Raw genomic sequence first — 26,299 nt, forward strand, 5'->3', positions numbered from 1 at the left:
CCAGACCGGCCGGTCGGGTCAGCGGCCCTCGGCGTCGTCCATCGCCCGGTAGATCCGCTGCTCGGAGACGGGGTACGGGGTGCCCAGCGCCTGCGCGAAGACGTTCACCCGCAACTCCTCGATCATCCAGCGGATCTGCCGGACGGCCGCCTCCTGCCGGCGGGCCGGGGGCAGGTTGGCGAGCAGGTCGTCGTACTCCTTCTGCACCACCGCGATCCGGTCCTGCTGCTGCCGGTCCCGCTGGGGGTTGCCGCCCAGGCGGTCCAGCCGGCGCTCGATGGCGGTCAGGTAGCGCAGCAGGTCGGGCAGGCGGGCGTACCCGGTCTCGGTGATGAAACCGGCGTGCACCAGCCCGGCGAGCTGCTTGCGGATGTCGGCGAGCGCGGCCACCACGGCGAGGTTGCGGGTGGCGCCGAGCCGCTGTTCGACGGCGTACGTGGCGGCGAGGACCCGGCGGACCCGGTCCATCACCTCGACGACGGTGTCGACCAGGTCGGCGCGGACCCTCTCGCGCAGCGCCGCGAACCCCTCGGCGTCCCACGCCGGCCCACCGGCATCGCCGATCAGCCGGTCGATGGCCGCGCCCGCCGCGTCCTCGATCAGCTCCTGCACGCCGCCATGCGGGTTGCGACTCAGCGCCAGCTTCGCCTCGTTGCTGAGTCGGCCCTGGAGGAAGCGGGCCGGGGACGGGACGGTGAGCCGCAGCAACCGGCGGGTGCCCGCCCAGTGCGCCGCCTCCGCCTCGGCGGGGGAGTCGAACACCTTCACCCCGACCGTGGCGCCCTCGTCGACCAGCGCCGGGTACGCGGTCACCGCGTAGCCGGCGCGCACCTGCTCGATGGTCCGAGGCAGGGTGCCGATGCTCCACTCGCGCAGCCCCGTCCGGGCCACCTCCGGCGCGGCGGCCGCCACCACCTGGCGTACCTCCTGGCGCAGTTGACGTTGCAGGGCCGGCAGGTCCTTGCCCTCGGCGACCGGCTTCTCGTCGGCGTCGAGCACCCGGAAGGTGACCCGCAGGTGAGCGGGCAGCTTGCCCGGCTCCCAGGCGTCGCGGGGCACGGTGACGCCGGTCATCCGCCGCAGTTGGCGGGTGAGCGCGTCCAGCAACGGCTCCTCGCCGGGTGTGATCGCGGCGAGCGCGGCCCGCGCGTAGTCCGGCACCGGCACGAAGTTGCGGCGGATCGCCTTGGGCAGCGAGCGGATCAGCGCGATCACCGTCTCCTCGCGCAGCCCCGGCACCTGCCAGTCGAAGCTCTCGGCCGGCACCTGGTTGAGCAGCGGCAGCGGGATGTCCACGGTGACGCCGTCGGTCGGCGTGCCCGGCTCGAAGCGGTAGGTCAGCGGCAGACTCACACCGTCGGCCTGCCACTCGTCGGGGTAGTCGCTCTCGTCCACCCCGGCCCGGCCGTCGTTGACCAGCACGTCGCGGGTGAAGGTGAGCAGTTCGGGCTGGTCCCGGCGGGTGTTCTTCCACCAGGTGTCGAAGTGCCGGCCGGAGACCACGTCGGCGGGGATCCGCTGGTCGTAGAAGCCGAAGATGGTCTCGTCGTCGACCAGGATGTCCCGGCGTCGCGCCCGGCTCTCCAGCTCCTCGATCTCGGCGAGCAGGCGCTTGTTGTCCGCCCAGAACCGATGGTGGGTCTGCCAGTCGCCCTCGACGAGGGCGTGCCGGATGAACAGCTCCCGACTCAGCGCCGGGTCGATCCGCCCGAAGTTGACCTTGCGGGAGGTGACCAGGGGAATGCCGTACAGGGTGACCTTCTCGTAGGCCATCACCGCGGCCTGCTTCTTCTCCCAGTGCGGCTCGCTGTAGCTGCGCTTGACCAGGTGCTGCGCGAGCGGCTCGACCCACTCCGGCTCGATCCGGCCGGCGATGCGGCCCCAGAGCCGGGAGGTCTCCACCAGCTCGGCGGCCATCACCCAGCGCGGCGGCTTCTTGAACAACGCCGACCCGGGGAAGAGCGCGAACTTCGCGCCCCGCGCGCCCAGGTACTCGTGCTTCTGGGCGTCCTTGAGGCCGATGTGCGACAGCAGGCCCGGCAGCAGCGACTGGTGCACCTTCGGGGTGTCGATCTCCTCCGGCAGGTCCGCGCCACCGCGCCGGCCCCGGCCGGCGTCCGCGTCGTCCGAGGTGTCGCGCGCCGGCCGCCCACCCCGCCGGTCGCTCTCCGCCGGGGTACGCAGCACCTGGCGCAACTGGCTGACGATGTCCTGCCACTCGCGGATCCGCAGGTAGTTCAGGTACTCCGCCTTGCACATCCGGCGGAACGCGCTGGAGGACAGCTCCCGCTGCTGCTCGCGCAGGTAGCGCCACAGGTTGAGGTACGCGACGAAGTCCGACTCCTTGTCGGCGAACCGGGCGTGCGCCTGGTCGGCCTGGGCCTGCTTCTCGGCCGGCCGTTCGCGCGGGTCCTGAATGGAGAGCGCGGCGGCGACCACCAGCACCTCGGTGGCGCAACCGTTGCGTTCGCCCTCGACCACCATCCGGGCCAGGCGGGGGTCGACCGGCAGCTGGGCCAGCCGCCGGCCCAGCGCGGTGAGCCGCTTCGCCGGGTCGGCCTCGGTCGGGTCCAGCGCGCCCAGCTCGTGCAGCAGGTTGACGCCGTCGGTGATGTTGCGCTTGTCCGGCGGGTCGATGAACGGGAACGCGGCCAGGTCGCCGAGCCCGATCGCGGTCATCTGGAGGATGACCGACGCCAGGTTGGTGCGCAGGATCTCCGGGTCGGTGAACTCGGGCCGGGACAGGAAGTCCTGCTCGTCGTAGAGGCGGATGCAGATGCCGTCGGACGTCCGGCCGCAGCGGCCCTTGCGCTGGTTGGCCGACGCCTGCGAGACCGGTTCGATCGGCAGCCGCTGCACCTTGAGCCGACTGGAGTAGCGGGAGATCCGGGCGGTGCCCGGATCGACCACGTACTTGATCCCGGGCACGGTCAGCGAGGTCTCCGCGACGTTGGTGGCGAGCACCACCCGGCGCGAGCTGTGCGCGGCGAAGACCCGGTGCTGCTCGGCGCTGGAGAGCCGCGCGTACAGGGGCAGGATCTCCGTGCCGAGCAGCGAGCGCTTTTTCTGCACCAGCTTGCTCAGCGCGTCGGCGGTGTCGCGGATCTCCCGCTCGCCGCTGAGGAAGACGAGGATGTCGCCCGGGCCCTCGGCGGCCAACTCCTCGACGGCGTCACCGATCGCCTGGATCTGGTCGCGGACGTTCTCCTCGTCGCCGTCGTCCTCGCCTTCGGCCAGCTCGAGGAGGGGCCGGTAGCGCACCTCCACCGGGTAGGTGCGCCCGGAGACCTCGACCACCGGCGCGGGCACGCCCTGCGGCTCGTCGGCCGTGGGCGGGCCGGCGAAGTGCCGGGCGAAGCGGTCGGTCTCGATGGTCGCCGAGGTGATGATCACCTTGAGGTCGGGACGCCGGGGCAGCAGCTCCCGCAGGTACCCGAGGATGAAGTCGATGTTGAGGCTGCGCTCGTGCGCCTCGTCGATGATCAACGTGTCGTACTGGCGCAGCATCCGGTCGGTCTGCAACTCGGCCAGCAGGATGCCGTCGGTCATCAGCTTCACCAGGCTGCGCTCGCTGACCTGGTCGGTGAAGCGCACCTTGTAGCCGACCACGTCGCCCAGCTCGGTGCCCAGCTCATCGGCGATGCGGTCGGCCACCGTCCGGGCGGCCAACCGCCGGGGCTGGGTGTGCCCGATCAGGCCGTGCACCCCGCGCCCCAGCTCCAGACAGATCTTCGGGATCTGGGTGGTCTTGCCGGAGCCGGTCTCGCCCGCCACGATCACCACCTGGTGATCGCGGATCGCGGCGGCGATGTCGTCCTTGCGCTCACTGACCGGCAATCCGGCCGGGTACGTGATCACCGGCACCGCCGCCCGGCGGGCGGCGAGCCGCTGCTCGGCCCGGATCAGGTCGGCGGTGATCTCGGTGAGCGCCGCCTCCCGGCGCTGCGGGTCGCGCAGCTTGCGGGCACCGTCGAGGCGCCGCTGGAGCCGGCGCTGGTCGCGGAACATCAGGGGAGTGAGGCGGCGGTGCAGCTCGCGGACGGTATCGGTCGCGGCGGAGGCGGCTGGATTCTGCATGTCGTGCCCAAGGATAGGCAGCGCGGCGGCGGATCGCCCCTGGGTTACCGCGCGAGGGGTGCGGCAGCGCGGGACCGGCCGTCTAGAGTTGCGCCGACGTCGAGCGCTGGGGGGCCGGGATGGAGCTGCGGGACACCGACCGGGCGTTGGTGCAGGCCGCCACGGCGGTCGCCAAGCTGCGGTGCCGCAGCCAGCGCCATACCGGCGCGTCGGCCGCCCGGACCGCCGACGGGCGGGTGTTCTCCGGCGTGAACGTCCAACACGACAGCGGGGACATCTGCGCGGAACTGGTCGTGATCGGCACCGCCGCCACGCAGGGCGTGACCGAGTTGGAGACGATCGTCACGGTCACCGACCGGGGGCGCGCGGTCGTCGAGCCGTGCGGCAGGTGCGGCCAGGTGCTCGGCGCCTACTTTCCGTCGCTGCGGGTGATCGTCGGCGAAGGGGACGACCTGCGGGTGGTCCCGATCGAGGGCCTGCTCGGCTGACCGTCGAAGGGCTGCCGCCTACCGTCGAGCCTGCTCGGCTGGCCTCAGTCGCCGGAGGCCGCCTCCAGCATCGACCGGGGCATCGGCACGCTCTCGAACCGCACGTTGCCCTCCGGCACCATCCAACTCGTCACCCGTGGGACGAGCAGGCCCGCGCGGACGGCCGGATCGTCGGCGTAGAGCGCGCGTACCTCATCCGGGGAAATCGAGAACACGACGAAGCCCCGCAGCTGACCGTCGTCGGCGTCCAGGAACGGCCCGGCCGCCAGCACCAGCCCCTGCTCCACGAACCCCGCCTGGTGGGCCAGATGGGCGCTCTGCACCCGGTCGAGCGCCTCCGGTGGCAGGTCCGGCGGATCCGACGGCCGGACCAGCAGGACGACCGTGTGCTGGTCGAATCGCATGGTCATACCCTATGGCCCGATCGAGGCGGGATGTCCCTCTTGCGGATGCCATAGGTGCTCTGTCGCACTTGTTCCCGTCCGCACAAGATGGGCGGCCCCTGGACGTGCTGCCGGGCGGCGCCGCGGCGGCCGGGGATGGGAGCGCACCGGGCGAACCGGAGGCCGCGTCGGTATCGACCGGTGCCGGTTAGGTCACTTTCTGCAGGTCGGCTAAGGTTAGGCGAACCTAAGCTCGAACGTGCAGGAGACTCGTGACCACCCTCGTCGACCGGCCGACGCCGGCCCGCAACCGGTCCGGTGCCCGTACCGGCCGACGGGTGGCCGTCACCGTCGGGGCGGCATTGGTGCTGCTGCTCGCCGTGCTGGCTAGCTTCGCGCTGGGCAGCCGGCCACTCGGTGTCGACGCGGTCTGGCACGCCCTCGTCGCGCCGGACGGCAGCGACGCGAGCACGATCGTCCGGGAACTGCGCATGCCGCGTACCGCCCTGGGCCTCGCTGTCGGGCTCGCGCTCGCCGTGGCCGGGGTGCTGTTCCAGGCGCTCACTCGCAACCCCCTCGCCGAGCCCCGCATCCTCGGCATCAGCGCCGGCGCGTCGTTCGGCGTGGTGCTCGCCATCTCCGTCTTCGGCGTCGGCACACTCGCCGGCTACGTCTGGTTCGGCATCGCCGGGGCACTCGTCGCCGGGCTGCTGGTCTTCGCCATCGCCAGCCGGGCCCGCGAGGGCGCGAGCCCGGTCACCCTCGCGCTGGTCGGCGCGGCGCTCGACGCCAGCCTCGCCTCCGGGGTGTACGCGCTGCTCAGCATCGACGCCCGCACCTTCGAGGAGTACCGGTTCTGGGTCGTCGGCGGGTTGGCCGGCCGGGATCTCGGCGTCACCGCCCAGGTGCTGCCGTTCGTCCTCGTCGGGCTGCTGCTGGCGACGCTGGTGGCCCGGGGCCTGGACGCGCTGGCTCTCGGCGACGACGTGGCCCGCGGCCTGGGCCACCGCATCGGGCTGGTCCGCCTCACCGGTGGCCTCGCCGCGGTGCTGCTGACCGGCGCCGCGGTGGCCGCCGCCGGACCGGTCGCCTTCGTCGGGCTGGCCGTACCGCACCTGGCCCGCGCCCTGGTCGGCGCGGACCACCGCTGGACCCTCGCCGTCTCCGCCCTGCTCGGGCCCGCGCTGCTGCTCGGCGCCGACGTCGTCGGCCGGCTCGTCGCCCCGCCCGGCGAGATACCGGCCGGGATCATCACCGCCCTGATCGGCGCGCCGCTGCTGGCCGTGCTGGTCCGCCGCGCCCGGGTGGTGACCGCGTGACGACCACCCAGCGCCCGGTCCCCGGCCCGGCCGGCCCCGCCGCCTCGGCCGGTGGCGGCTCCGCACGACTGCCGGGGCGGTCGCTGCTGCGGGTCGGCCCGGTCAGCCTGCAGATCCGCCGCCGGGCGGTGCTGGTCGCCGCCGTGCTGACCGTGCTGCTCCTGCTCGCGATGCTGCTCAGCCTCTCCGTCGGCACCCCGTACGTCGCCCCGGCCGACGTGCTGCGCGCGCTCTCCGGCGCCGGCACGCCGTACGACCTGGTTGTCTTTGGTCTGCGGTTGCCCCGGATCGTGCTGGCCGCGGTGGCCGGGGCGGCCTTCGGCGTGGCCGGCACGTTGATCCAGAGCGTGGCGCGCAACCCCCTCGCGAGCCCGGACGTCATCGGCGTCACCCAGGGCGCCGGCCTCGCCGCGACCGTGGCGCTGACCAGCGGTGCGGCGGCGGTGCTGGTGGCGCCGAGCGCGCTGGTCGGCGGCCTGCTGGCGGCGGTGCTGCTGTTCGCCCTCGGCGCCCGACACGGACTGGCCGCGCAGCGGTTCGTCCTCGCCGGCGTGGCGGTCGCGTTCGCCTTCCGGGCGCTCACCGAGGTGGTCATGCTCACCGCCGACCCGATCGACGGCCTGCGGGCGCAGATCTGGCTGATCGGCACCCTCGCCGGCAAGGGCTGGACCGAGGCCGCCTGGATCGCCGGCACCCTGCTGGTGCTCCTGCCGGTGCTGGCCTGGGCCGGCTGGGCACTGAACAGCACCGCCCTGGACGACGACACGGCGCGCGGCGTCGGGCTGCGTCCGGTGGCCCGCCGGATCGGGCTCGCCGGCACCGGCGTGCTCGTCGCCGCGATGGTCACCGCCCAGGTCGGCGCCGTCGACTTCGTGGCGCTTGTCGCACCTCAACTGGCCCGCCGGCTGGTCCGCGCCGAACGGCCCCCGCTGGTCTGCGCCGCGCTGCTCGGCGCGCTGCTGCTGGTGCTGGCCGACCTGGCCGGCCGGCGGCTGTTCGCACCCACCCAACTGCCGGCCGGTGTGCTGACCGCCGCGATCGGCGGCCCGTACCTGATCTTCCTGTTGCTTCGTGGACGGCGGCGGTCGTCGTGACGCCCTCAAGGAGTCGTGTGATGCTCTCCACCCGCGACCTGGTCGTCGGCTACGACGAGAGGACCGTGCTCGACGGGCTCACCCTGGACCTGCCGACCGACGCGTTCACCGTCATCGTCGGCCCCAACGCCTGCGGCAAGTCCACCCTGCTGCGCACGATGGCCCGGCTGCTCACCCCGCGACGCGGCACCGTCCTGCTGGACGGCACCGCCGTCCGTGACCTGCCCACCCGCGACGTGGCCCGCCGGCTCGGCGTCCTGCCGCAGAGCCCGCTGGTGCCCGAGGGCGTCACCGTGGCCGACCTGGTCGGGCGCGGCCGACAGCCGTACCAGCGGTGGTGGCGGCAGTGGTCGTCGGAGGACGGCGCGGCGGTGGACGAGGCGATGACCATGGCGGACGTGGCCGACCTGGCCGACCGCCCGGTGGACAGCCTCTCCGGCGGCCAGCGGCAACGCGTGTGGATCGCCATGACCCTGGCGCAGGACACCGACGCCCTGCTGCTTGACGAACCGACCACCTTCCTCGACCTGGCCCACCAGGTGGAGGTGCTGGACCTGCTGCACCGGTTGCGCGTCGAGCGCGGCCGCACCGTGGTCGCCGTGCTGCACGACCTCAACCAGGCCGCCCGCTACGCCGACCACCTCATCGCGATGCGCGCCGGCGCGGTGGTGGCCGCCGGGCCGCCCCGGGAGATCCTCACCGCGGACCTGGTCCGGGACGTCTTCGGGCTGGCCTGCGTCGTCGTGCCCTGCCCGGTGACCGGAGCGCCGCTCGTGGTGCCCGCGCACACCGGCGGCCCCGCCGCCCGGCCGTCGGGCCCTGGTGCCCCGTCCGCTGACGCAGGCGACTCGGTTGTCCCGTCCGCTGACGCGGGCCACCCCGATTCGTCGACGGCGTCCGTCCCGGACGCCCGACCCGCCACCGGCGACGCGGCGACCCCGCTCGCCGGCACGTACCCCTCGAAAGGACTCTGATGCGTCGTCTCGTCGCCGCTCTCGCCGCGGCCGTCGCCCTCGGGGCCGGCCTCACCGCCTGCGGTGAGAGCGACCCGGTCGCCGGCTCCGCTACCGGGGAGACCCGGGAGATCACCCACGCCATGGGCACCACCAAGGTCCCGGCCGACCCCAAGCGCGTCGTCGTGCTCGACACCGACAAGATCGACACGGCGCTCTCGCTGGGCATCACCCCCGTCGGCGCGGCCACCGCCGGTGAGGCGAAGAGCTGGCCGACGTACTTCGGCGCGGACAAGCTCGCTGGCATCAAGGAGGTCGGGGTGCTCACCGAGCCCGACCTGGAGGCGATCAACGCACTCAAGCCGGACCTCATCCTCGGCAGCAAGTTCCGCCAGGAGAAGTTCTACGACGAGCTGGCCGCCATCGCGCCCACCGTGTTCACCGACAAGGTGGGCATCACCTGGAAGGACAACTTCCTCCTCGACGGCAAGGCGCTCGGCCGCGAGCAGCAGGCCAAGGACCTGCTCGGCGCGTACGAGAAGCGGGCCAAGGACTTCGGCGCCACCCTCGGCGACCCCGCCGCCCGCAAGGTGTCGATCGTGCGGTTCATCCCGGGCAACATCCGGGTGTACGGCCCGGACTCCTTCTCCGGCATCGTCATCGGTGACGCCGGCCTGGGCCGCCCCGAGCGGCAGTTGCTCGCCAACAAGGAGGACAAGCGCTTCGACCTGGTCAGCCCCGAGCGGATCAACGAGGTCGACGGCGACGTCATCTTCGTGACCGCGTACGGCGACAAGGCCGCCGCCGAGCAGGCCAAGGTGGCGGGCGGCACTCTGTGGAAGGGCCTGGGCGCGGTCAAGGCCGGCAAGGCGTACCCGGTCTCCGACGAGGTGTGGATGACCGGCATCGGCGTGGGCGCCGCCAACAAGATCCTCGACGACCTGGCCAAGTACCTCCCCGCCGCCTGACCCTGCCCCCAGCCGCGGGCACCCACGCGATCGCGGCCCCAAGATCCGCGCAGTTTCGGGGAAACTGCTGCCTCACCAGCTCGCGAGGCAGCAGGATCCCTGAAGTTGCGCGGATCTTGGTGAATGTGGGGTCTGGGAGGCGGACGCGGCGGGGGTGGGTTGTTAGGCGGCGGTGGACCAGATGGCGCGGAAGGCGGCGGCTTCGCCGGCCAGCCAGCGTTCGATCTGCTCGGGCTTGGCGTCGGAGGGCATGCGGTGGGCCTGACCGCGCCGGATGTCGACCAGGACGGGCTCGGCGTGCGGGAGGACCGCGTCCATGTGACGGGCCATCAGGTGCAGGGTGGCGAGCACCGACTCCTCGCTCGGCGGGGCCTCGTCGAAGTGCAGGCGGACCGCGTCGGCGTGGCCGTCGGCGTGGCGTACCCCGAAGTGGGGGTTGATCTTGACGGGTAGGTCGCCCAGCATGGCCAGGGCGTCGCGGGTCTGGGCGAGGTCGACGGCGGCCGGGTCGCCGAGGGAGTGCAGCCAGGCCGTGGCACCGGGCACCAGCGCCTGGTAGAGCGGGCGCCACCGCGGCTTGACCACGTCGACCACCCCGGTCAGGTGGGTGCCGCCGGTGTGGAAGGCGATGTCGGCCTTGAGCGCCTTGACGAACTGGCCGTGCGGGTTGAAGCCGGACCGGCTGGCGCGCTGCTTGCGCAGCCCGCCGACGAAGGTCGCCTTGGTGGGGCCGGTGCGGTCGACGTAGCGGGTGAAACCGAGCAGTGTGGCGTAGGGCGTGAGGGGCGTGGAGGCGGGCGCGGTCACGGGCGTCCTCCCAGTCGTAATCCTGCAGGTCAGGAACTCGATTAGTACATACATTCTAATCGACACCTCTGACATCGCCCAGCGAAAACGAGGGTGCGGAAGACGCGACAAAGGGGGCCGCCCGGCGCGCGGACGACCCCCTGTCGAGACGGTGGCTAGAGCTGGCCGACGTCCGTGATCCGGACGACCGCCGCCCCGACCTCGTCCGAGGCGGCCAGGTCGATCTCCGCGCTGATGCCCCAGTCGTGGTCGCCGTCCGGGTCGTCGAAGATCTGCCGGACCGTCCACCGTTCCCGGCCCTGCTCGATCATCAGCAGCGCCGGGCCGCGGGCGTCCGGCCCGACGCCGATCGAGTCGTACGCCTCGAAGTACGGCGCGAGGGCGTCGGCCCACGCGTCGTAGTCCCAGCCGTTCTCGGCGTCCAGCTCGGCCAGCAGGTCCCAGCGGCGCAGCGCGGCCAGCTCGACGCGGCGGAACAGCGCGTTGCGCACCAGCACCCGAAACGCGCGCGCGTTGCGGGTCACTGCGGGTGGCCGGTCGGTCAGGGAGGCGTGCGCCTGGGCGACCTCGGCCACGTCGGACGGGTTGCGCAGCCGCTCCCACTCGTCGATGAGGCTGGAGTCGACCTGGCGGACCAGCTCGCCGAGCCACTCGATGAGGTCGATCAGCTCCTCGGTCTTGGCGTCCTCGGGCACGGTCTGGCGCAGCGTCTTGTACGCGTCGGCCAGATAGCGCAGGACCAGGCCCTCCGAGCGGGTCAGCCCGTAGAACTGCACGTACTCGGTGAAGGTCATGGCCCGCTCGTACATGTCCCGGACGACGGCCTTGGGGGAGAGCTGGTGGTCGGCGACCCACGGGTGGCCCTGCCGGTACATCTCGTACGCGGCCTCCAGCAGCTCCGCCAGGGGCTTCGGGTGGGTCACCTCGTCGAGCAGTTCGAGGCGGGCCTCGTACTCGATGCCCTCGGCCTTCATCGCGGCGACGGCCTCGCCGCGGGCCTTGAACTGCTGCGCGGACAGGATCTGCCGGGGGTCGTCGAGGATCGACTCGATCACGCTCAGCACGTCGAGCGCGTACGACGGGGACTCGGCGTCGAGCAGTTCGATCGTGGCCAGGGCGAGGGGCGAGAGCGGCTGGTTGAGGGCGAAGTCGAGCTGGAGGTCGACGGTGAGGCGAATCCGTCGGCCCGTCTCGTCGGGCTCGGGCAGCTCCTCGACCACCCCGCCGGCGCGCAGGGCCCGGTAGATGGCGATGGCCCGGCGGATGTGTCGGCGCTGGGCGGCCGGCTCCTCGTGGTTGTCGGTGAGCAGGTGCCGCATCGCCGTGAAGGCGTCCCCGGGTCGGCCGATGACGTTGAGCAGCATCGAGTGGCTGACCTGGAAACTGGAGGTCAGCGGCTCCGGCTCGGCGTCGACCAGCCGGTCGAAGGTGGGCTGGCCCCAGCCGATCGAGCCCTCCGGCGGCTTCTTGCGGACCACCTTGCGGCGCTTCTTCGGGTCGTCGCCGGCCTTGGCGAGCGCCTTCTCGTTGTCGATGACGTGCTCGGGGGCCTGCACCACGACCCGACCGATGGTGTCGTAGCCGGCCCGGCCGGCCCGCCCGGCGATCTGGTGGAACTCGCGGTTCTTGAGCAGCCGGGTCCGCACCCCGTCGTACTTGGACAGGCCGGTGAACAGCACGGTGCGGATCGGCACGTTGATGCCGACGCCGAGGGTGTCGGTGCCGCAGATGACCTTGAGCAGGCCGGCCTGCGCGAGGGTCTCCACGAGCCGGCGGTACTTGGGCAGCATGCCGGCGTGGTGCACGCCGATGCCGTGCCGGACCAACCGGGACAGCGTCTTGCCAAAGCCGGAGGTGAACCGGAAGCCGCCGATCGCCTGAGCGATCATGTCCTTCTCGGCGCGGGTGCAGACGTTCACGCTCATCAGCGCCTGGGCGCGTTCCAGCGCGGCGGCCTGGGTGAAGTGCACGACGTACACCGGGGCCTGCTTGGTCTCCAGCAGTTCCTCGAGCGTCTCGTGCAGCGGGGTCATCGCGTACGAGAAGATCAGCGGGACGGGCCGCTCCGCCGAGCGCACGACGGCGGTCGGCCGCCCGGTGCGGCGGGTCAAATCGTCGACGAAGCGGGTGGTGTCCCCCAGGGTGGCGGACATCAGGACGAACTGCGCCTGCGGCAGCTCGATGATCGGCACCTGCCAGGCCCAGCCCCGATCCGGCTCGGCGTAGAAGTGGAACTCATCCATGATCACCTGGCCGACGTCGGCCTTGGCGCCCTCGCGCAGCGCGAGGTTGGCCAGGATCTCCGCCGTGCAGCAGATGATCGGGGCGTCGGCGTTGACGCTCGCGTCGCCGGTGAGCATGCCGACGTTCTCGGCGCCGAAGACCTCGCAGAGCGCGAAGAACTTCTCCGACACCAGGGCCTTGATCGGCGCGGTGTAGAAGGTCGTCCGGCTGTCCGCGAGGGCCGCGAAGTGCGCGGCGATGGCCACCAGGCTCTTGCCCGAGCCGGTGGGCGTGTTCATGATCAGGTTGGCGCCGGAGACGATCTCGATGACCGCCTCCTCCTGATGGGGATAGAGGTCGAGGCCGCGCTCCTTCGCCCAAGTGGCGAACGCGTCGAAGAGGGTGTCGGGGTCGGCGCTTGTCGGCAGCGCGGCGGTGAGCGTCATATCCCGTCCATGGTGCCTGGATCATGCCCCCGCGCGCCAACCCGACCTCCGCCGGGCACCCGTCCGGGCCGGCTCGTCACCGTCGGCGGTAGATCAGGTCGGCCACCGGCCGCCCGGCGATGATCGCCCGCCGTTCGAACTTCGTCACCGGGCGGTGCGCCGGACGCGGCGCGAAGCCGCCGTACGCGTCGACCAGCTCCGGGTCCGCGTCCAGGGTCTCCCGCATCGCCTCGGCGTACTCGGCCCAGTCGGTCGCGCAGTGCAGCGTCCCGCCCGGGACCAGCCGGGAGCGCAGCAGCGCCACGTGCGCCGGCTGGATGATCCGCCGCTTGTGGTGGCGAGCCTTCGGCCAGGGGTCGGGAAAGAAGATGTGTACGGCGTCGAGGACGCCCTCCGGCAGGCCGCTGACCAGCTCCAACGCATCGCCCTGGGCCACCCGTACGTTGCTGAGGTCACCGCGGTCCACCAGGTCGAGAAGGTTCGCGATTCCCGGCGTGTGCACCTCGACCGCCAGATAATCTCGATCCGGGTCGGCGGCGGCCATCGCGGCGGTGCTGTCGCCCATGCCCGAGCCGATCTCCAGCACCACCGGGGCCCGGCGACCGAACAGGGCGGTCAGGTCGACGGGCTCGCCCGACACGTCCCGGCCGTAGGACGACCAGAGCCGCTCCAGCGCGTCGGTCTGGCGGCCGCTCATCCGGCCCCGACGGGGGTGGAAGGTGCGGATCGTCCGGCCCGCAGGCGGGACGGTGGCGGGGTCAGGGTCGGTGGTGGTCACAGCGATCCGAGCGTACGCGACGTCGTCCGCGGATCGGATGTGATGTGCGACAGGTAATGAGAGGATCGATCTGGTACGGCAGGCCGGGCGGTCCGCTGCCCGGCGCGGTCCTACGGCGTCGAGAGGGGGCATCGTGGCAGTGACCCGCGGCGGCGCGACTTTGTCGCTGGCGACCGTGCTCGCCGGCCCCCTGCTGGCCGCCCTCCCCGCACACGCCGCACCCGCTGCTGGCGGTCCCGTGGCCGCCCCGTCGGCGCTCGCCGCGTCGGCTGCCCTCGTCTCCTTCGCCGCCGTGCCTGGTGCGCCCGTCTCCGCTGGTCTCGTGCCCCTCGCCCGACCGCTCGTGCTCGTCGCGCCGCAGCCCGGGGGTCAACCCGGAGGCGCACATCAGCCCACTCCTGCGGTGGACGTCTTCGTCGAGGTGAGCCCCAGCACGGTGCAGCCCGGCTACCTGGTCGGCATCCGGGCCAGCTGTCGGGACAACTCGGTCGGCGCCACCGTCATCTCCGACGCGTTCGGCGCGGTCGGTGTGCAACCGCAGCGCGGCGTGCTCACCGCCGCGCCGATGGTGCGCGAGCGCACCCGCCCCGGCAACTACCGGGTCAAGTTGGAGTGCCGCGGCGGCGAGACCGCGTCGACAATGCTCCAGGTGGTCAAGAAGGTGCCATCCCCCCACCCCAGTCGAGGCCCGGCCACCGGCTTCGGTGGCAGCGCCGGGGGGATGAGCGGCAGACTGCTGCTGCCCGGCGGTGCGGCGTTGACCATCACCGGGCTGATCCTCGCCGTGGTGGCCCTGCGTCGGCCGCGTACCGTCCGTGGCGTCGCGCGCCGCTGAGCCCGCCATGGAGATCTTCCGCCCCACGCCCCCGCCCGCCGGCTCCCGGCCGCCCACGGGTTCCCGCCCGCCCGCCGGTTCGTGGTCGCCCAACGACGCAGAGCCGGCCGCTGGCTCGCGTCCGGCGGCGGGCTCGCGGCCGGTGCGCGATGCGCGGGTCCCCGCCGACCGGGCACCGGTCGCCGACCGGCCACCGGTGGCCGCCCGTCCGCCGACCGCCGTCGCTCCTCGGCGCAGCCGTCCGTCGGGCCGTAGCCCCTGGTCGGTGCCGTTGGCGGTGGTGCTGGTGCTGGCGGGGGTCTTCGCCACCGGGGCGGGGCTGGGCCGCTCGGTCGGCCCGTTCGACTGGGTCCCGGCGGGCGGTGACGGCCCGGCCCGCAGCGAGACGGTCGGGTTGTCGGCCAGTCGCCCGGTGCGGCTCACCGTCCCGGCGATCAAGGTGGAGGCGCCGGTGGCGCCCGTCGGGCAGGCGCGGGACGGCACGATCGCCGTACCGCCGCTGGAACGGCACAACGAGACCGGCTGGTACGACCGTGGGCCGACGCCCGGCGAGCCCGGTCCGGCGGTCATCGTGGGGCACGTGGACACCAAGAGCGGCCCGTCGGTCTTCTACGACCTGGGCAAGCTCAAGCCCGGTGACCTGATCGAGGTGGCCCGGGCGGACCGTTCGACGGTGGTGTTCAAGGTCGACACCGTCGAGCACTTCCCGAAGGACCGGCTGCCCGCCGAGCGGATCTACGGCCACGACGGCCCCGCCGGCCTGCGGCTGATCACCTGCGGTGGCCAGTTCATCGGCGGTCGCACCGGCTACGCCGACAACGTGATCGCCTTCGCCACCCTCCAGTCGTCCCGCAAGCCCTGACCCGAGCCCGGCGGGCCGCGTCAGCTCAGGAAGTCCAGGAGCTGGCGGGTGGTCTCGTCGGGGGCCTCTTCCGGGATGAAGTGCCCGACCGGCACCGGGCCGCCGCGCACGTCGTCGGCCCACTCCCGCCAGATCGCCATCGGGTCGTCGTAGAGCTTCGCGACCTGACCCTCCTGGCTCCAGAGGAACAGCAGCGGGCAGGTGATCTTTCGGTTGCCGCGGTCCGCCTCGTCCTGCTGGTAGTCCAGCGTCGCGGCCGCGCGGAACTCCTCGCAGATCGCGTGCACCCTGGCCTGGTCGCTGAACTGCCTGACGTACGCCGCCCGCACCTCGGCCGGGAAGGCGTCCTTCACCTCGGGCCAGGTGTCGAGCATGTAGTCGACGAGCACCGCGGGCGCCGCGCCGATGAACTGCTCGGGCACCGGCGCCGGTGCCGCAAGGAAGGACCAGACCCAGTAGGAGAGGCTGAACGCCTTGTCGGCGCGGTCGTAGACGTCCCCGATCGGCACGACATCCATGACGGCCAGCCGGGTGACGACGTCCGGCGCGTCGAGCGCGAGACGGTACGCACAGCGGGCGCCGCGATCGTGGCCGACCAGGTGGAACCGGTCATGACCCAGGCTCCGCATCACCTCGATCTGGTCGCGGGCGATGGCGCGCATGCTGTACGGCTCATGGTCGGCGGTGCTCGGCGGTGTACCGCTGTCGCCCCAGCCCCGCAAATCCGTGGCGACGACGGTGAAGTGCTCGGCGAGCCGGGGCGCCACCCGGTGCCACATGAGGTGCGTCTCGGGGATGCCGTGCAGGAGCAGCACCGGCGGCCCGCTGCCGCCCCGGCGTCCGTGGATCGTCGCGCCGGACGTGGCGACGTCGAACTCTTCGAACCCGTCGAACATGGCCGGACGCTATCAGCGCACGTCACCGCCCGGGCGGGGTTCCGTCGAGCCCGGGATCGTCGGCAGGGGTGGTCAGGTCTGGGGGACGTGCAGGGCCACCTCGAACTCCAGGAGGCTGGCGCCGCTGGAAACCGGCGGGCGGGGCTTGTCGCCGGGGGCGGCGGCGTGGGCCTCGCGCGACGGCCCGGAGGCCCAGGCCTGGTACGCCTCCTCGCTCTCCCACCTCGTGTAGACGAAGTAGCGGGTCTCGCCGGCCACCGGCCGGAGCAGTTCGAAGCCGAGGAATCCGGGGGAGTTCTCCACCGCGCCGGCCCGCGCCGCGAACCGCTTCTCCAACTCGGGGCCGGCGCCCGGCGGAACCTCGATTGCGTTGATCTTCACGACTGCCATCTGCCCACCCTAGCCAGCGCCGGCGCTCAGAACGCCTCGACGGCGGGGACCAGATCCGCGTCGACCACGATCGGGGCGTGATCGGAGGGGCCCTTGCCCTTGCGGGCCTCCCGGTCCACGTACGCCGAGCGGACCGCCCGGGTGAACGGGGCCGACGCGTACACCAGGTCGATCCGCATGCCCTTGTTCTGGTGGAACATCCCCGCCCGGTAGTCCCAGTAGGTGAAGGGGTGCGGACCCTTCATCGGCGTCGGCACCACGTCGCTGAGCCCGAGGTCGCGCAGCGCGGCCAGGGCGGCCCGCTCGGCCGGGGTGACGTGCGTCGAGTGGGTGAAGACCGCCGGGTCCCAGACGTCCGCATCGGTCGGGGCGACGTTGAAGTCGCCGCAGACGGCCAGCGGCAGGCCGCCGGCTAGCTCCGCCTCCAACGCGTCGCGCAGCGCCGCGAACCAGGCCAGCTTGTACGCGTAGTGCGGGTCGTCCGGCGTCCGGCCGTTGGGCACGTACACCGACCAGACCCGCAGCCCGCCGCAGGTGGCGGAGATGGCCCGGGCCTCCGGTGCGGGAAAGCCCGGCTCACCCGCGAAGCCGACGCGGACGTCGTCCAGGCCGACCCGGGACAGGATCGCCACCCCGTTCCAGCGGCCGTCGCTGTGGCTGGCCACGGTGTAGCCCAGCTCGCCCACCTCGGCCACCGGGAAGGCGCCGTCCGGGCACTTCGTCTCCTGCAGGCAGACGACGTCGGGCCCGGTGCCGGCCAACCACTCCAGCAGCCGGGGCAGCCGGGCCTTCACCGAGTTCACGTTCCAGGTCGCCAGGCGCATGTCTCCACCCTGCCGCATCCGGTGCCGTGTCGCCGGGTCAGCTGCCCGGGGTGTCGCCGGGACGGGTCTGTTCGGCCAGGAACCGTTCCAGCTCCGCGCCGAGCTCGTCGGCGGTGGGCAGCGGACCGGCGTCGGGGGCGAGCAGGTTCCGCTCGCCGCGACCCCGGGCGAACGCGTCGTACTGCTCCTCAAGAGCCTGGACCAGGGCGGCGGCGTCCTCGGTCTGGGCGACCTGCCGGTCGATCTCCACCCGGACCACCTCGGCGGCCGAGCGCAGCCCATCGCCGGGCAGCAGCAGCCCCGTGCTGCGCGACACCGCGCTCAGCAGCACCTCGGCGGCGGCCGGGTACTCGGTCTGCGCCACGTAGTGCGGCACGTGCGCGGCGAACCCGAGCGCGTCGCGGCCCTGCTGGCCGAGGCGGAACTCCAGCAGGTGGCCGACGCTGCCGGGCACCTGGACCCGTTGCAGCCAGGGCTCGTACCCGCTGATCAACTCCGGACGGGTGGCGTGGGCGGTCACGCCGGTCGGCCGGGTGTGTGGCACCGCCATCGGGATCGAGTTGAGCCCGACGGTGAGCCGTACGTCCAAGCGGGCGGCGAGCCCCGCGACGGCGGCGGTGAACCGCTCCCACTGCAGGTCCGGCTCGGGGCCGGTGAGCAGCAGGAAGGGTGTCTCGTCGTCGTCGTTGAGTAGGTGCAGCTCCAGCTTGGGGGCGTCGAAGCTCTCCCAGTGGTCCTCGACGAAGGTCATCACCGGTCGCCGGGAGCGGTAGTCGAAGAGCTGGTCCACGTCGAAGGTGGCGATCGGCCGCCCCTCGAGCGAGGTGAGCAGCTGCTCGCGGGCCAGCCGGCTGGCGTTGCCGGCGTCCACGAACCCGGTCAGGGCCTGGACCAGGACCGGTTGCCCGAGGTCGGGCAGATCGTCGGTGAGCTGATAGAGCTCGTGTGGGTCGAGCACCGGTGCGGACCTCCCTGGAATGTGCCAACTCGGGATGCCGACGCGGTGGACGGCACCCGATTCGGGCAACGTACCCGCCATCCTGGCGCATTCCTGCGTCGGGCGATCCGTCGCCCGCCGACTGGGCGTGATCGGACGAACTACCCGATTACGACGAACGGCCGATGGGTGGTTCGGCCCAAAGGCGGAGTTTGTCGATCATGTCGGTCCGCGCGGCCCGATGTCCCTCCCTGTCGCCGTCCGTGCCGGCCCACGTGCCGCGCCGGTTTTCTCCGGTACGCGAGGTCCGTTCCCCGGGCGGGTCGAGCCGCCCCGCTCGTCCACCCGAGGACCCCGATTCTGTGGCGAGGGCCACGTGATCACCGTGCGTGATCGGGGTTTCGGCCTGCCTAGCCTCGGTTGATGCGTGACGACGGCACCCTCGACGACCCGTACGCCCCGAGCAGCCCCACCACCGAAATGGAGGAAGGCACCTCAGCCGAACGGACAACCGCCGCGAGTCGGCTTCGGGCGTACGCCCGCGACCTGACCGGTCGACGCCGCGCCCAGGTGGCCCTCGCCACCGGCGTGGTCTGCTGCCTCGCTCTGGTCGCCGTCGCACAGGTCCGCGACGAGACCGCCGGCGCGGCGACGCGGGTCGACTCGAGCGCCGAGCTGGCGCAGCGCGCCGAGCAGGAGCGCGCGTCCCGCTCCCTCGATCGCGCCGCCACCCCCTCTGCCGCCCCCTCTGCCACCCCGTCTGCCACCCCGACCTCCGCCGACCCGGACACCACCTCGCGTGCCCGCAAGGTCGCCCCGGCGCAGCCGACCGACCCGGCGCCGGTCGCCGGCCTGGACGACGACCAGATGGAGAACGCCGAGGCGATCGTCCGCGCCGGACGCAAGATGGGCGTCCCGCGCCGTGGCCTCGTCATCGCGGTGGCGACCGCCATGCAGGAGAGCAACCTCTACAACGTCGCCAGCGGCGTGCTGCCGGAGTCGCAGGACTACCCGCACCAGGGCGTCGGCTGGGACCACGACTCGGTCGGTCTGTTCCAGCAGCGCTCCAGCAGCGGCTGGGGCCCGGTCGGCCGGCTGATGGACCCCGAGTTCGCCACCCGGCAGTTCCTCAGCGCGCTGGAGCAGGTGCCCGGCTGGCAGCAGATGCGGCTCACCGACGCCGCGCAGGCGGTGCAGGTCTCCGCGTACCCCGAGCACTACCAGCAGCACGAGTGGCGGGCCACCCGGGTGGTCGACGCGATCGTGCCGACCGGGCGGTAGCCTACCGACCACTATGGACGGTGAGGGTTGAGCCTGTCGCGTCCCGGGTACATCCGTTGCGGGTTCGGGGTACACATGACTGAGGGATCACCGACAGGAGGACGTTATGTCTTTGATGCAGCGGATCAGCACCTTCCTGAGATCGCCCAAGGGCCAGCAGTTGGTGGACCGGGGTCGGCGCGAGCTGGCCAAGCCCGCCAACCAGCAGAAGCTCAAGGGGTTGGCGGCGCGACTGTCCAACCGCCGTCGCTGACCGCGCCACCGGCCGTCCTGCCCGTACCCACCCCTGGGGAGACCCGGTGACCGACACCCCGCCCGCCGGCGGTCAGCCCGCCGCGCCCACGCCCGAGCCGTCGGCCGGCCTGCCGGCCGCGCCGGCGGCCGCTCCCGAGGGCCCGCCGGCCCGACTCTGGGACCGGATGCGCGACGATCCGCAGTACGCCCCGGAGCACCTCGCCCTGGAGGCGGTGCGCCGGCTCGGGCCGGAGGCCGCGCAGTGGGCCGCCCGCGCCCGCAGCGAGCACCCCGGCGTCTCGTCCGACGTCCTTGCCGACCAGGCGGCCCGCAAGTTCGTCAACCTGGCTCGCCTGTCCGGGGCGGTCTCCGGAGCTGCCGGGCTGCCCGGCGCCGTCCTCGACGTCGGCGTGCTGGCCTGGACCCAGGCGCGCATGGTCCTGCACATCGCCGCCGCGTACGACGTCGACCCGCTGCACAGCGACCGGGCGACCGACCTGCTCGTGCTCCAGCGGGTGCACAAGGTCGCCGAGAGCGCCCGCCTGGCGCTCGGGGTGGCCGCCGGCCGGGAACGCGCCGACGCGCTCTTCGGCCTGGGCGGCCAGCGCCCGCTGGGGCGGGTCATGTTGCAGCTCGGCGTCCGGCTGGCCCAGATGGCCGGCGTCCGAGCCGCCAAACGACTCGTCGCCAAGATCGTCCCGGGCGCGGCGATCGTGCTCGGCACCTGGGCCAACTCGTCCGCCACCAAGGACCTCGCCGAGCGCTCCCGGGCGCTCTACCGTCGGCGCGGCACCGCCGTTCCGGAGCCTCGCCGCTCCTGAACCGCCCTCGGGCGGTTCAGTCGGCCAGGCCGGACGAGCGCCAGGTCACCTCGGCCAGCCGGCCCTGACCGGTGGCGTTGGGGTGGAACCAGTCCAGCGGGTTGAGCAGGTCGAGGTTGAAGCGGACCTTGTGCGCCGCGCCCCCGTCGTGCCGGCAGCGCGAGCCGTACGCCCGGCAGGCCGCCACCAACTGCGCGTTGTACGCGTCGATCCGGTCGCGGACGGCGGCTCGGCGGGCCTTGTCGGCGGGCGCCGTCGACGTCGCGTTGGCCAGCAGCGCCGGGCAGATGCCCCGCCGCCACGCTCGTGCCGCCCGCGCGTCGCCGTGCCCGACCTCCCAGAGCCGGTAGAGGTCGGGGATGCTCACCACCAGCACCCGGGCCTTCGGCCGGCCGGTCCGCAGCACGCGCAGGCCCCGGTCGACGTCGGCCCGGAACTGGGTCACCGAGGTCATCGCGTCCACCCCGCCCCGGCAGATGTCGTTGGCGCCGATCAGCACGGTGACGTAGTCGGCGCGGTCGCGTACGGCCGCCTGCGCCTGGCCCTCGAGGGCGTCGGCGCGGGCGCCGGGCCGGGCGTGGTTGTACGCCTTGCCGCGGATCGCGGAATTCTGGTCGAGCAGCCGGCGATAGTGGCTCTGCACCCGCAGGCCGTCTCCGGTCGACCAGGAGTTGCGCTCGCAGGAGGTGAGCACCAGGCAGGAGGCGAAGCCGGTGCTGATCGAGTCGCCGAGCGCGGCGATGCCGCCGGGCCCGCCGGACGGCGTGCTCTTCGTGGGACGGGGGGAGGCCGACGTGCCGCCCTCGCAGGCCAGCGCGACAAGCGCGGCGAGACAGGCCAGGGCGGCAACCCAGCGTCGAGGCATGACATCCCCCGTCTCGCAGCACAGAGCGACAGCGCGGTAACTCTATGCGCTGGACGTGGTCGGGCGGGAAGTTGCTGTCGGGTATGTGGCCGAGCGCCGTCGAAAGAGCTGCCCGAGTGCTATAAGCGCTACCAGCGCGCGCGATGGCTACCGGTTAACCGCGCCGATCGGGGGTAGCTCAGGAGGTATGACGAGATCGCAGCCCCGGCGTGCCCGTGGCACGGTCGGCCACGCGTACAGCGCGCTGAACCTCCGGCTCACCCTCGCCGGCTTCGGGTTGGTGATCATGGTGCTGTTCGCGGTGCTGGCGTTCTGGGCGGGGCTCGCCTGGCTCGGCGTGCTCTGCGCGATCTTCGCAGTCGTCGCCGTGGTCGACCTGGTCGTGATCCAGCGCCGCCGCGCCGCTCGCCGCCGTGAGGAGCCGGGCGTACGACACTCGCTGTTCGAGTGACAGGAGGACGAGATGCCCCACATCGCCACCACCAACCCCGCCACCGGACAGGTGCTCAAAACCTACGAGGCGATGTCCACCGAACAGCTCGACGCCGCCATCGAGCGCACCGACCTCGCGTACCAGCAGCTGCGCGGCACCACCGTCGACAAGCGCGCCCGGTGGATGAACGCCGCCGCCGACCTGCTGGACGCCGAGCGGGACGAGATCGCCCGGATCATGACGACGGAGATGGGCAAGACGTACGCCTCCGCGCAGGCCGAGGTGACCAAGTGCGCCACGGCGGCCCGCTTCTACGCCGACAAGGCGCCCGCGTTCCTCGCCGACCAGCCGGCCGACGCCGCCGCGGTGAAGGCGACCCGGGCCTTCATCCGCTACCAGCCGATCGGCGTGGTGCTCGCGGTGATGCCGTGGAACTTCCCGCTCTGGCAGGTGATGCGCTTCGCCGCCCCGGCGCTGATGGCCGGCAACGCCGGCCTGCTCAAGCACGCCTCGAACGTGCCGCAGACGGCGCTGCTGCTGGAGGACGTGTTCCGTCGCGCCGGCTTCCCCGAGGGGGCGTTCACCACAGTGCTGGTGGGCTCGGACGCCGTCGAGCGGATCCTCGCCGACCCCCGGGTCCGCGCGGCCACCCTCACCGGGAGTGAGGCGGCCGGGCGCTCCATCGCCCAGATCGCCGGTCGGGAGGTCAAGAAGACCGTGCTGGAGCTGGGCGGCAGCGACCCGTTCGTGGTGATGCCCTCGGCCGACCTGGACGCCGCCGCCGAGGTGGCCACCACGGCCCGCTGCCAGAACAACGGCCAGTCCTGCATCGCCGCCAAGCGGTTCATCGTGCACACCGACGTCTTCGACGCCTTCGCAGAGAAGTTCGCCGCGAACATGGCGGCGCTGCGCGTCGGCGATCCCATGGACCCCGACACCGACGTGGGTCCGCTGGCCAGCGAACGCGGTCGCGACGAGGTGCACGCCCAGGTGCGCGACGCGGTGGACAAGGGCGCGACGGTGCTCTGCGGCGGCGAGCTGCCCGCCGGCGACGGGTGGTACTACCCGCCGACCGTGGTCACCGACCTCACGCCGCAGATGCGGATGTGGTCCGAGGAGGTGTTCGGGCCGGTCGCCGGCCTGTACCGGGTGTCCTCGTACGAGGGGGCGATCGAGGTGGCCAACGGGACCAGCTTCGGCCTCGGGTCGAACGCCTGGACCCGGGACGCCGCCGAGCAGGAGCGCTTCGCCACCGACCTGGACGCCGGCAACGTCTTCATCAACGGGATGACCACCTCCTATCCGGAGCTGCCGTTCGGCGGTGTGAAGAACTCCGGCTACGGCCGGGAGCTGTCCGAGCTGGGCATGCGGGAGTTCTGCAACATCAAGACGGTCTGGGTGGGCGAGGGCGCGGCATCCGCCGGGGCCGGCGCGCACGCCGAGTAGCTTCCCGCGCGGTACGCATCACCGGACGACGTCATGGGTAGGAAGTGCGCCCATGACGTCGTTCGGATTCCACGCCTCCCACGAGCAGATCCCTCCGCGCGCCCTGCTGGAGGCGGTGATGCACGCCGAGCGGGCCGGCTTCGACGCCGCCATGTGCTCCGACCACTTCTCCCCGTGGAGCGCCCGGCAGGGCGAGTCCGGCTTCGCCTGGTCCTGGCTGGGTGCCGCGCTGCAGGCCACCGGCATGCCGTTCGGCGTGGTCAACGCCCCCGGCCAGCGCTATCACCCGGCGATCATCGCGCAGGCGATCGGCACCCTCGGCGCGATGTACCCGGGTCGATTCTGGGCCGCGTTGGGCACCGGCGAGGCCAGCAACGAGCACATCACCGGCGACCCGTGGCCGCGCAAGGACGTCCGCGCCGCCCGGCTGCGCGAGTGCGTGGACGTGATCCGGGCACTGCTGGCCGGCGAGGAGGTCAGCCACGACGGTCTGGTCCGGGTGGACCGGGCTCGGCTGTGGACCCGCCCCGAAGAGCCGCCCGCGCTGGTCGGCGCGGCCGTCAGCGTGGCCACGGCCCGCTGGTGCGCCGAGTGGGCCGACGGGCTGATCACCGTGAACGCGCCGGTGGAGCACCTGCGCGAGATGATCGACGCGTACCGGGACGCCGGTGGGCGCGGCCCCCTGCACCTCCAGGTGCACGTCTCCTGGGCGCCGGAGCAGGCGCAGGCCGAGGCGCTCGCGTACGACCAGTGGCGCAGCAACGTCTTCACCCCTCCGGTCTGCTGGGACCTGGAGACCGTCGAGCACTTCGACGTCGTCTCGGCCGACGTGCCACCCGAGCGGATCGCCCAGGTGGTGAACATCTCGGCCGATCTGGGCCGGCACGTCGGCTGGCTGGAGGAGTACGTGGGGCTCGGCTTCGACCAGATCGCCCTGCACCACGTCGGGCAGGAACAGCGCGGGTTCATCGACGCGTTCGGCGCCGAGGTGCTGCCGAAGCTGCGCCCGGGCGGCTGATCGGGCGTCGGCCGCCCGACCCCTAGGCTCGTACCCCATGGAAAGCCTGTTTCCGGTCGTCGTCTTCCTGGCGATCGCCACCCTGGGCGCGGCGCTGGCCCGCCGGCTCGGCCTGCTCGCGCCGATCGTGCTGGTCGTACTCGGCCTGGCGCTCTCGTTCGTGCCGGGCTTCCCGCAGATCGAGCTCGAACCGGAGCTGGTGCTGATCGGCATCCTGCCGCCGCTGCTGTACGTCGCCGCGTTGGAGACGTCGGTGCCGGCCTTCAAGAACAACATCCGGCCGATCCTGCTGCTCGCCGTGGGCCTGGTGCTGTTCACCGCGTTCGCGGTGGGCGTCGTGCTGCACCTGCTGCTGCCGCAGGTCCCGTTCGCGATCTGCCTGGCCCTCGGCGCGGTGGTCGCCCCGCCGGACGCCGTGGCCGCCACGGCCGTCGCCCGCCGCGTCGGGCTGCCCCGCCGGGTGGTCACGATCCTGGAGGGGGAGAGCCTCGTCAACGACGCCACCGCGCTGGTGCTGCTGCGGGTCGCGACCATGGCCTCCATCGGCACGGCCGTCGGCACCGACAAGATCGCCCTTGAGGTGCTGCGGTCCACCGGCGGCGGCATCCTGATCGGTGCGCTCGGGGCGCTGGTGTTCGGCTTCCTGCACCGGCGGATCAGCGACCCGCTGCTGGACAACGCGCTGTCGTTGATCATCCCGTTCGCGGTGGTGTTCACCGCCGAGCACCTGCACGCCTCCGGTGTGGTCGCGGTGGTCGTCACCGGCCTGGTGCTCGGGCACAAGCTGCCGCAACTGCTGTCGGCGGCGTCCCGGTTGCAGGTCGGCGCGTTCTGGCGGCTGGTCCGGTTCCTGCTGGAAGGACTGGTCTTCCTCCTGGTCGGGCTGCAACTGCGGGAGGTGCTGCGCGAGCTCGACGAGCCGACCGGCTCGCTCGTCCTGATCACCTTCGCGGTGCTCGCCACCGTCTTCCTGACCCGGTTCGTCTGGCTCTTCCCGGCCACCTACCTGGCCCGGTTGGTCCCCAGGATCCGCCGTCGGGATCCGAACCCGTCACCGAAGTTCCCGATCATCATCGGCTGGGCCGGAATGCGGGGCGTGGTGACGCTGGCCGCCGCCCTGGCCCTCCCGCTGACCCTGGCCGACGCCGAGCCGTACCCCCGGGCCCTGTTCATCTGGCTGGCCTTCGCGGTGATCGTGGTCACCCTGGTCGGTCAGGGCGCCACGCTGCCGCTGGTCGCCCGGCGGTTGAAGCTGCCCCAGGACGACCCGGTGCAGGACGCGTTGTCGGCCGCCGGAGTGCAGCAGCAGGCCAGCAGGGCCGCACGGGACCGGTTGGAGGAGTTGGCCGAGAGCGCACCCGGGTCCGTGGTGGATCGGCTGCGCCGGGTGCAGGAGGACCGCACCAACATGGCCTGGGAACGGCTCGGCGGCGACGAGCGGGAAACCCCGTCGCAGGCGTACGGTCGGCTGCGACAAAAGATGATCGACGCCGAGCGGGACGTGTTCCGGGCCGCCCGGGACGCCGGTCGAATTCCCGAGGAGGTGCTGGTGCGGGCCTATCGTGACCTGGACCTGGAAGAGTCGTTGCTGCGGCAGGAGGTCGAGCAGTGAGCTGTCAGCACCTGACCGAGGCCGGCACCGCCGAGCCGCGTACCCCCGACGAGTGCGCCGACTGCGTCGCCATCGGCGACACCTACTGGGTGCACCTGCGTACGTGCCTGAGCTGCGGCCAGGTCGGCTGCTGCGACTCGTCGCCGAACCAGCACGCGAGCAAGCACTTCGCGTCCACCGGCCACCCGGTGATCCGCTCGGCGCAGCCGGGCGAGGCCTGGCGCTGGTGCTTCGTCGACGAGGAGATCGGCTGACCGGTCCCGGACGACGCTGACCGGCCGGTCATCAGGCCCGGCGTCGCGGGGCGTC

25 protein-coding genes are annotated in these 26,299 nt (G+C 72.6%); 15 read left to right on the forward strand and 10 right to left on the reverse strand.

Annotation, left to right across the window (positions count from 1 at the left end; genetic code table 11):
• Positions 1-18: 18 nt before the first annotated feature.
• Positions 19-4,077: an ATP-dependent RNA helicase HrpA gene (hrpA, locus tag ACGGAQ_RS08980; RefSeq protein ID WP_393046150.1), complete on the reverse strand. Its 4,059-nt coding sequence runs from the start codon at positions 4,075-4,077 to the stop codon at positions 19-21.
• Between the two features lie 119 nt (positions 4,078-4,196).
• Between hrpA and ACGGAQ_RS08985 the strand changes: the two genes are divergently transcribed.
• Positions 4,197-4,565, forward strand: coding sequence for a cytidine deaminase (locus ACGGAQ_RS08985; RefSeq protein WP_393046152.1), 369 nt, complete (start codon positions 4,197-4,199; stop codon positions 4,563-4,565).
• Between the two features lie 44 nt (positions 4,566-4,609).
• On the opposite strand, the gene ACGGAQ_RS08990 is transcribed toward ACGGAQ_RS08985, so the two are convergent.
• Complete coding sequence (locus ACGGAQ_RS08990) at positions 4,610-4,969, reverse strand: YciI family protein (RefSeq protein WP_393046155.1); 360 nt, start codon at positions 4,967-4,969, stop codon at positions 4,610-4,612.
• A 251-nt stretch (positions 4,970-5,220) separates the two neighbouring features.
• On the opposite strand from ACGGAQ_RS08990, the gene ACGGAQ_RS08995 reads away from it, so the two are divergent.
• The 4 genes from ACGGAQ_RS08995 to ACGGAQ_RS09010 are packed head-to-tail and all read left to right on the forward strand — an operon-like array spanning position 5,221 to position 9,282.
• On the forward strand, positions 5,221-6,267 hold the full coding sequence (locus ACGGAQ_RS08995) for a FecCD family ABC transporter permease (RefSeq protein WP_393046158.1): 1,047 nt from the start codon (positions 5,221-5,223) through the stop codon (positions 6,265-6,267).
• Positions 6,264-7,361: a FecCD family ABC transporter permease gene (locus ACGGAQ_RS09000; protein WP_393046161.1), complete on the forward strand. Its 1,098-nt coding sequence runs from the start codon at positions 6,264-6,266 to the stop codon at positions 7,359-7,361. The genes ACGGAQ_RS08995 and ACGGAQ_RS09000 overlap by 4 nt, the downstream gene beginning before the upstream one ends.
• Positions 7,362-7,381: 20 nt before the next feature.
• Positions 7,382-8,335, forward strand: a complete 954-nt coding sequence (locus tag ACGGAQ_RS09005) for an ABC transporter ATP-binding protein (protein ID WP_393046163.1) — start codon at positions 7,382-7,384, stop codon at positions 8,333-8,335.
• Positions 8,335-9,282 (forward strand): ABC transporter substrate-binding protein, encoded by a 948-nt coding sequence (locus tag ACGGAQ_RS09010; protein ID WP_393046166.1) that lies wholly within the window; start codon positions 8,335-8,337, stop codon positions 9,280-9,282. The genes ACGGAQ_RS09005 and ACGGAQ_RS09010 overlap by 1 nt, the downstream gene beginning before the upstream one ends.
• A 162-nt stretch (positions 9,283-9,444) precedes the next feature.
• On the opposite strand, the gene ACGGAQ_RS09015 is transcribed toward ACGGAQ_RS09010, so the two are convergent.
• The 3 genes from ACGGAQ_RS09015 to trmB all read right to left on the reverse strand — a co-directional run bounded on the left by ACGGAQ_RS09015 (position 9,445) and on the right by trmB (position 13,536).
• Positions 9,445-10,089 carry a hypothetical protein gene (locus tag ACGGAQ_RS09015; RefSeq protein WP_393046169.1) on the reverse strand — a complete coding sequence of 215 codons (645 nt, stop codon included), beginning with the start codon at positions 10,087-10,089 and terminating at the stop codon, positions 9,445-9,447.
• Between the two features lie 155 nt (positions 10,090-10,244).
• Positions 10,245-12,758, reverse strand: coding sequence for a DEAD/DEAH box helicase (locus ACGGAQ_RS09020; RefSeq protein WP_393046171.1), 2,514 nt, complete (start codon positions 12,756-12,758; stop codon positions 10,245-10,247).
• Between the two features lie 76 nt (positions 12,759-12,834).
• Positions 12,835-13,536, reverse strand: a complete 702-nt coding sequence (gene trmB / locus ACGGAQ_RS09025) for a tRNA (guanosine(46)-N7)-methyltransferase TrmB (RefSeq protein ID WP_393046174.1) — start codon at positions 13,534-13,536, stop codon at positions 12,835-12,837.
• Between the two features lie 130 nt (positions 13,537-13,666).
• On the opposite strand from trmB, the gene ACGGAQ_RS09030 reads away from it, so the two are divergent.
• Both ACGGAQ_RS09030 and ACGGAQ_RS09035 read left to right on the forward strand, forming a co-directional pair.
• Positions 13,667-14,371, forward strand: coding sequence for a hypothetical protein (locus ACGGAQ_RS09030; RefSeq protein WP_393046811.1), 705 nt, complete (start codon positions 13,667-13,669; stop codon positions 14,369-14,371).
• Between the two features lie 196 nt (positions 14,372-14,567).
• Positions 14,568-15,233, forward strand: a complete 666-nt coding sequence (locus ACGGAQ_RS09035) for a class F sortase (RefSeq protein WP_393046813.1) — start codon at positions 14,568-14,570, stop codon at positions 15,231-15,233.
• A 20-nt stretch (positions 15,234-15,253) separates the two neighbouring features.
• On the opposite strand, the gene ACGGAQ_RS09040 is transcribed toward ACGGAQ_RS09035, so the two are convergent.
• The 4 genes from ACGGAQ_RS09040 to ACGGAQ_RS09055 form a co-directional block, all read right to left on the reverse strand.
• Positions 15,254-16,129 carry an alpha/beta fold hydrolase gene (locus ACGGAQ_RS09040; protein WP_393046177.1) on the reverse strand — a complete coding sequence of 292 codons (876 nt, stop codon included), beginning with the start codon at positions 16,127-16,129 and terminating at the stop codon, positions 15,254-15,256.
• A 72-nt stretch (positions 16,130-16,201) separates the two neighbouring features.
• Complete coding sequence (locus ACGGAQ_RS09045; RefSeq protein ID WP_393046179.1) at positions 16,202-16,519, reverse strand: antibiotic biosynthesis monooxygenase family protein; 318 nt, start codon at positions 16,517-16,519, stop codon at positions 16,202-16,204.
• 26 nt (positions 16,520-16,545) lie between these two features.
• The gene (locus ACGGAQ_RS09050) at positions 16,546-17,343 is read right to left on the reverse strand and encodes an exodeoxyribonuclease III (RefSeq protein WP_354858311.1); all 798 of its coding nucleotides are present in this window, start codon (positions 17,341-17,343) and stop codon (positions 16,546-16,548) included.
• A 37-nt stretch (positions 17,344-17,380) separates the two neighbouring features.
• Positions 17,381-18,301, reverse strand: a complete 921-nt coding sequence (locus ACGGAQ_RS09055; RefSeq protein ID WP_234587836.1) for a proteasome assembly chaperone family protein — start codon at positions 18,299-18,301, stop codon at positions 17,381-17,383.
• Positions 18,302-18,703: 402 nt separating this feature from the next.
• On the opposite strand from ACGGAQ_RS09055, the gene ACGGAQ_RS09060 reads away from it, so the two are divergent.
• The 3 genes from ACGGAQ_RS09060 (at position 18,704) to ACGGAQ_RS09070 (ending at position 20,616) form a co-directional block, all read left to right on the forward strand.
• Entirely contained in the window at positions 18,704-19,561 is an 858-nt protein-coding gene (locus ACGGAQ_RS09060; RefSeq protein ID WP_393046184.1) for a peptidase M23, read from the forward strand.
• A gap of 106 nt (positions 19,562-19,667) precedes the next feature.
• Entirely contained in the window at positions 19,668-19,814 is a 147-nt protein-coding gene (locus ACGGAQ_RS09065; RefSeq protein WP_354858304.1) for a hypothetical protein, read from the forward strand.
• A 46-nt stretch (positions 19,815-19,860) separates the two neighbouring features.
• Complete coding sequence (locus ACGGAQ_RS09070; RefSeq protein ID WP_393046187.1) at positions 19,861-20,616, forward strand: EcsC family protein; 756 nt, start codon at positions 19,861-19,863, stop codon at positions 20,614-20,616.
• A 16-nt stretch (positions 20,617-20,632) separates the two neighbouring features.
• On the opposite strand, the gene ACGGAQ_RS09075 is transcribed toward ACGGAQ_RS09070, so the two are convergent.
• On the reverse strand, positions 20,633-21,481 hold the full coding sequence (locus ACGGAQ_RS09075; RefSeq protein WP_393046189.1) for a GDSL-type esterase/lipase family protein: 849 nt from the start codon (positions 21,479-21,481) through the stop codon (positions 20,633-20,635).
• 187 nt (positions 21,482-21,668) lie between these two features.
• On the opposite strand from ACGGAQ_RS09075, the gene ACGGAQ_RS09080 reads away from it, so the two are divergent.
• From ACGGAQ_RS09080 to ACGGAQ_RS09100, 5 genes are read left to right on the forward strand one after another with little or no spacing between them, the layout of a single operon-like run.
• Positions 21,669-21,932: a DUF6343 family protein gene (locus ACGGAQ_RS09080; RefSeq protein ID WP_354858297.1), complete on the forward strand. Its 264-nt coding sequence runs from the start codon at positions 21,669-21,671 to the stop codon at positions 21,930-21,932.
• Between the two features lie 12 nt (positions 21,933-21,944).
• Positions 21,945-23,360 (forward strand): NADP-dependent succinic semialdehyde dehydrogenase, encoded by a 1,416-nt coding sequence (locus ACGGAQ_RS09085; RefSeq protein WP_393046192.1) that lies wholly within the window; start codon positions 21,945-21,947, stop codon positions 23,358-23,360.
• Between the two features lie 52 nt (positions 23,361-23,412).
• Positions 23,413-24,378, forward strand: a complete 966-nt coding sequence (locus ACGGAQ_RS09090; RefSeq protein ID WP_393046195.1) for a TIGR03885 family FMN-dependent LLM class oxidoreductase — start codon at positions 23,413-23,415, stop codon at positions 24,376-24,378.
• A gap of 37 nt (positions 24,379-24,415) precedes the next feature.
• On the forward strand, positions 24,416-25,990 hold the full coding sequence (locus ACGGAQ_RS09095; RefSeq protein ID WP_393046197.1) for a Na+/H+ antiporter: 1,575 nt from the start codon (positions 24,416-24,418) through the stop codon (positions 25,988-25,990).
• Positions 25,987-26,244: a UBP-type zinc finger domain-containing protein gene (locus ACGGAQ_RS09100; protein WP_354858289.1), complete on the forward strand. Its 258-nt coding sequence runs from the start codon at positions 25,987-25,989 to the stop codon at positions 26,242-26,244. The genes ACGGAQ_RS09095 and ACGGAQ_RS09100 overlap by 4 nt, the downstream gene beginning before the upstream one ends.
• Positions 26,245-26,299 lie beyond the last annotated feature (55 nt).

Origin of the sequence: Micromonospora sp. NPDC047557, from assembly GCF_043205095.1 — a bacterium.
GTDB lineage: Bacteria > Actinomycetota > Actinomycetes > Mycobacteriales > Micromonosporaceae > Micromonospora.

What these genes read in the sequence shown, in the direction of transcription:
- hrpA (WP_393046150.1), bottom strand. Translation starts at nt 4,077, where the DNA reads ATGCAGAATCCAGCCGCCTCCGCCGCGACCGATACCGTCCGCGAGCTG.
- ACGGAQ_RS08985 (WP_393046152.1), top strand. Translation starts at nt 4,197, where the DNA reads ATGGAGCTGCGGGACACCGACCGGGCGTTGGTGCAGGCCGCCACGGCG.
- ACGGAQ_RS08990 (WP_393046155.1), bottom strand. Translation starts at nt 4,969, where the DNA reads ATGCGATTCGACCAGCACACGGTCGTCCTGCTGGTCCGGCCGTCGGAT.
- ACGGAQ_RS09005 (WP_393046163.1), top strand. Translation starts at nt 7,382, where the DNA reads ATGCTCTCCACCCGCGACCTGGTCGTCGGCTACGACGAGAGGACCGTG.
- ACGGAQ_RS09010 (WP_393046166.1), top strand. Translation starts at nt 8,335, where the DNA reads ATGCGTCGTCTCGTCGCCGCTCTCGCCGCGGCCGTCGCCCTCGGGGCC.
- ACGGAQ_RS09020 (WP_393046171.1), bottom strand. Translation starts at nt 12,758, where the DNA reads ATGACGCTCACCGCCGCGCTGCCGACAAGCGCCGACCCCGACACCCTC.
- ACGGAQ_RS09040 (WP_393046177.1), bottom strand. Translation starts at nt 16,129, where the DNA reads ATGTTCGACGGGTTCGAAGAGTTCGACGTCGCCACGTCCGGCGCGACG.
- ACGGAQ_RS09045 (WP_393046179.1), bottom strand. Translation starts at nt 16,519, where the DNA reads ATGGCAGTCGTGAAGATCAACGCAATCGAGGTTCCGCCGGGCGCCGGC.
- ACGGAQ_RS09050 (WP_354858311.1), bottom strand. Translation starts at nt 17,343, where the DNA reads ATGCGCCTGGCGACCTGGAACGTGAACTCGGTGAAGGCCCGGCTGCCC.
- ACGGAQ_RS09060 (WP_393046184.1), top strand. Translation starts at nt 18,704, where the DNA reads ATGCGTGACGACGGCACCCTCGACGACCCGTACGCCCCGAGCAGCCCC.
- ACGGAQ_RS09065 (WP_354858304.1), top strand. Translation starts at nt 19,668, where the DNA reads ATGTCTTTGATGCAGCGGATCAGCACCTTCCTGAGATCGCCCAAGGGC.
- ACGGAQ_RS09075 (WP_393046189.1), bottom strand. Translation starts at nt 21,481, where the DNA reads ATGCCTCGACGCTGGGTTGCCGCCCTGGCCTGTCTCGCCGCGCTTGTC.
- ACGGAQ_RS09080 (WP_354858297.1), top strand. Translation starts at nt 21,669, where the DNA reads ATGACGAGATCGCAGCCCCGGCGTGCCCGTGGCACGGTCGGCCACGCG.
- ACGGAQ_RS09085 (WP_393046192.1), top strand. Translation starts at nt 21,945, where the DNA reads ATGCCCCACATCGCCACCACCAACCCCGCCACCGGACAGGTGCTCAAA.
- ACGGAQ_RS09090 (WP_393046195.1), top strand. Translation starts at nt 23,413, where the DNA reads ATGACGTCGTTCGGATTCCACGCCTCCCACGAGCAGATCCCTCCGCGC.
- ACGGAQ_RS09095 (WP_393046197.1), top strand. Translation starts at nt 24,416, where the DNA reads ATGGAAAGCCTGTTTCCGGTCGTCGTCTTCCTGGCGATCGCCACCCTG.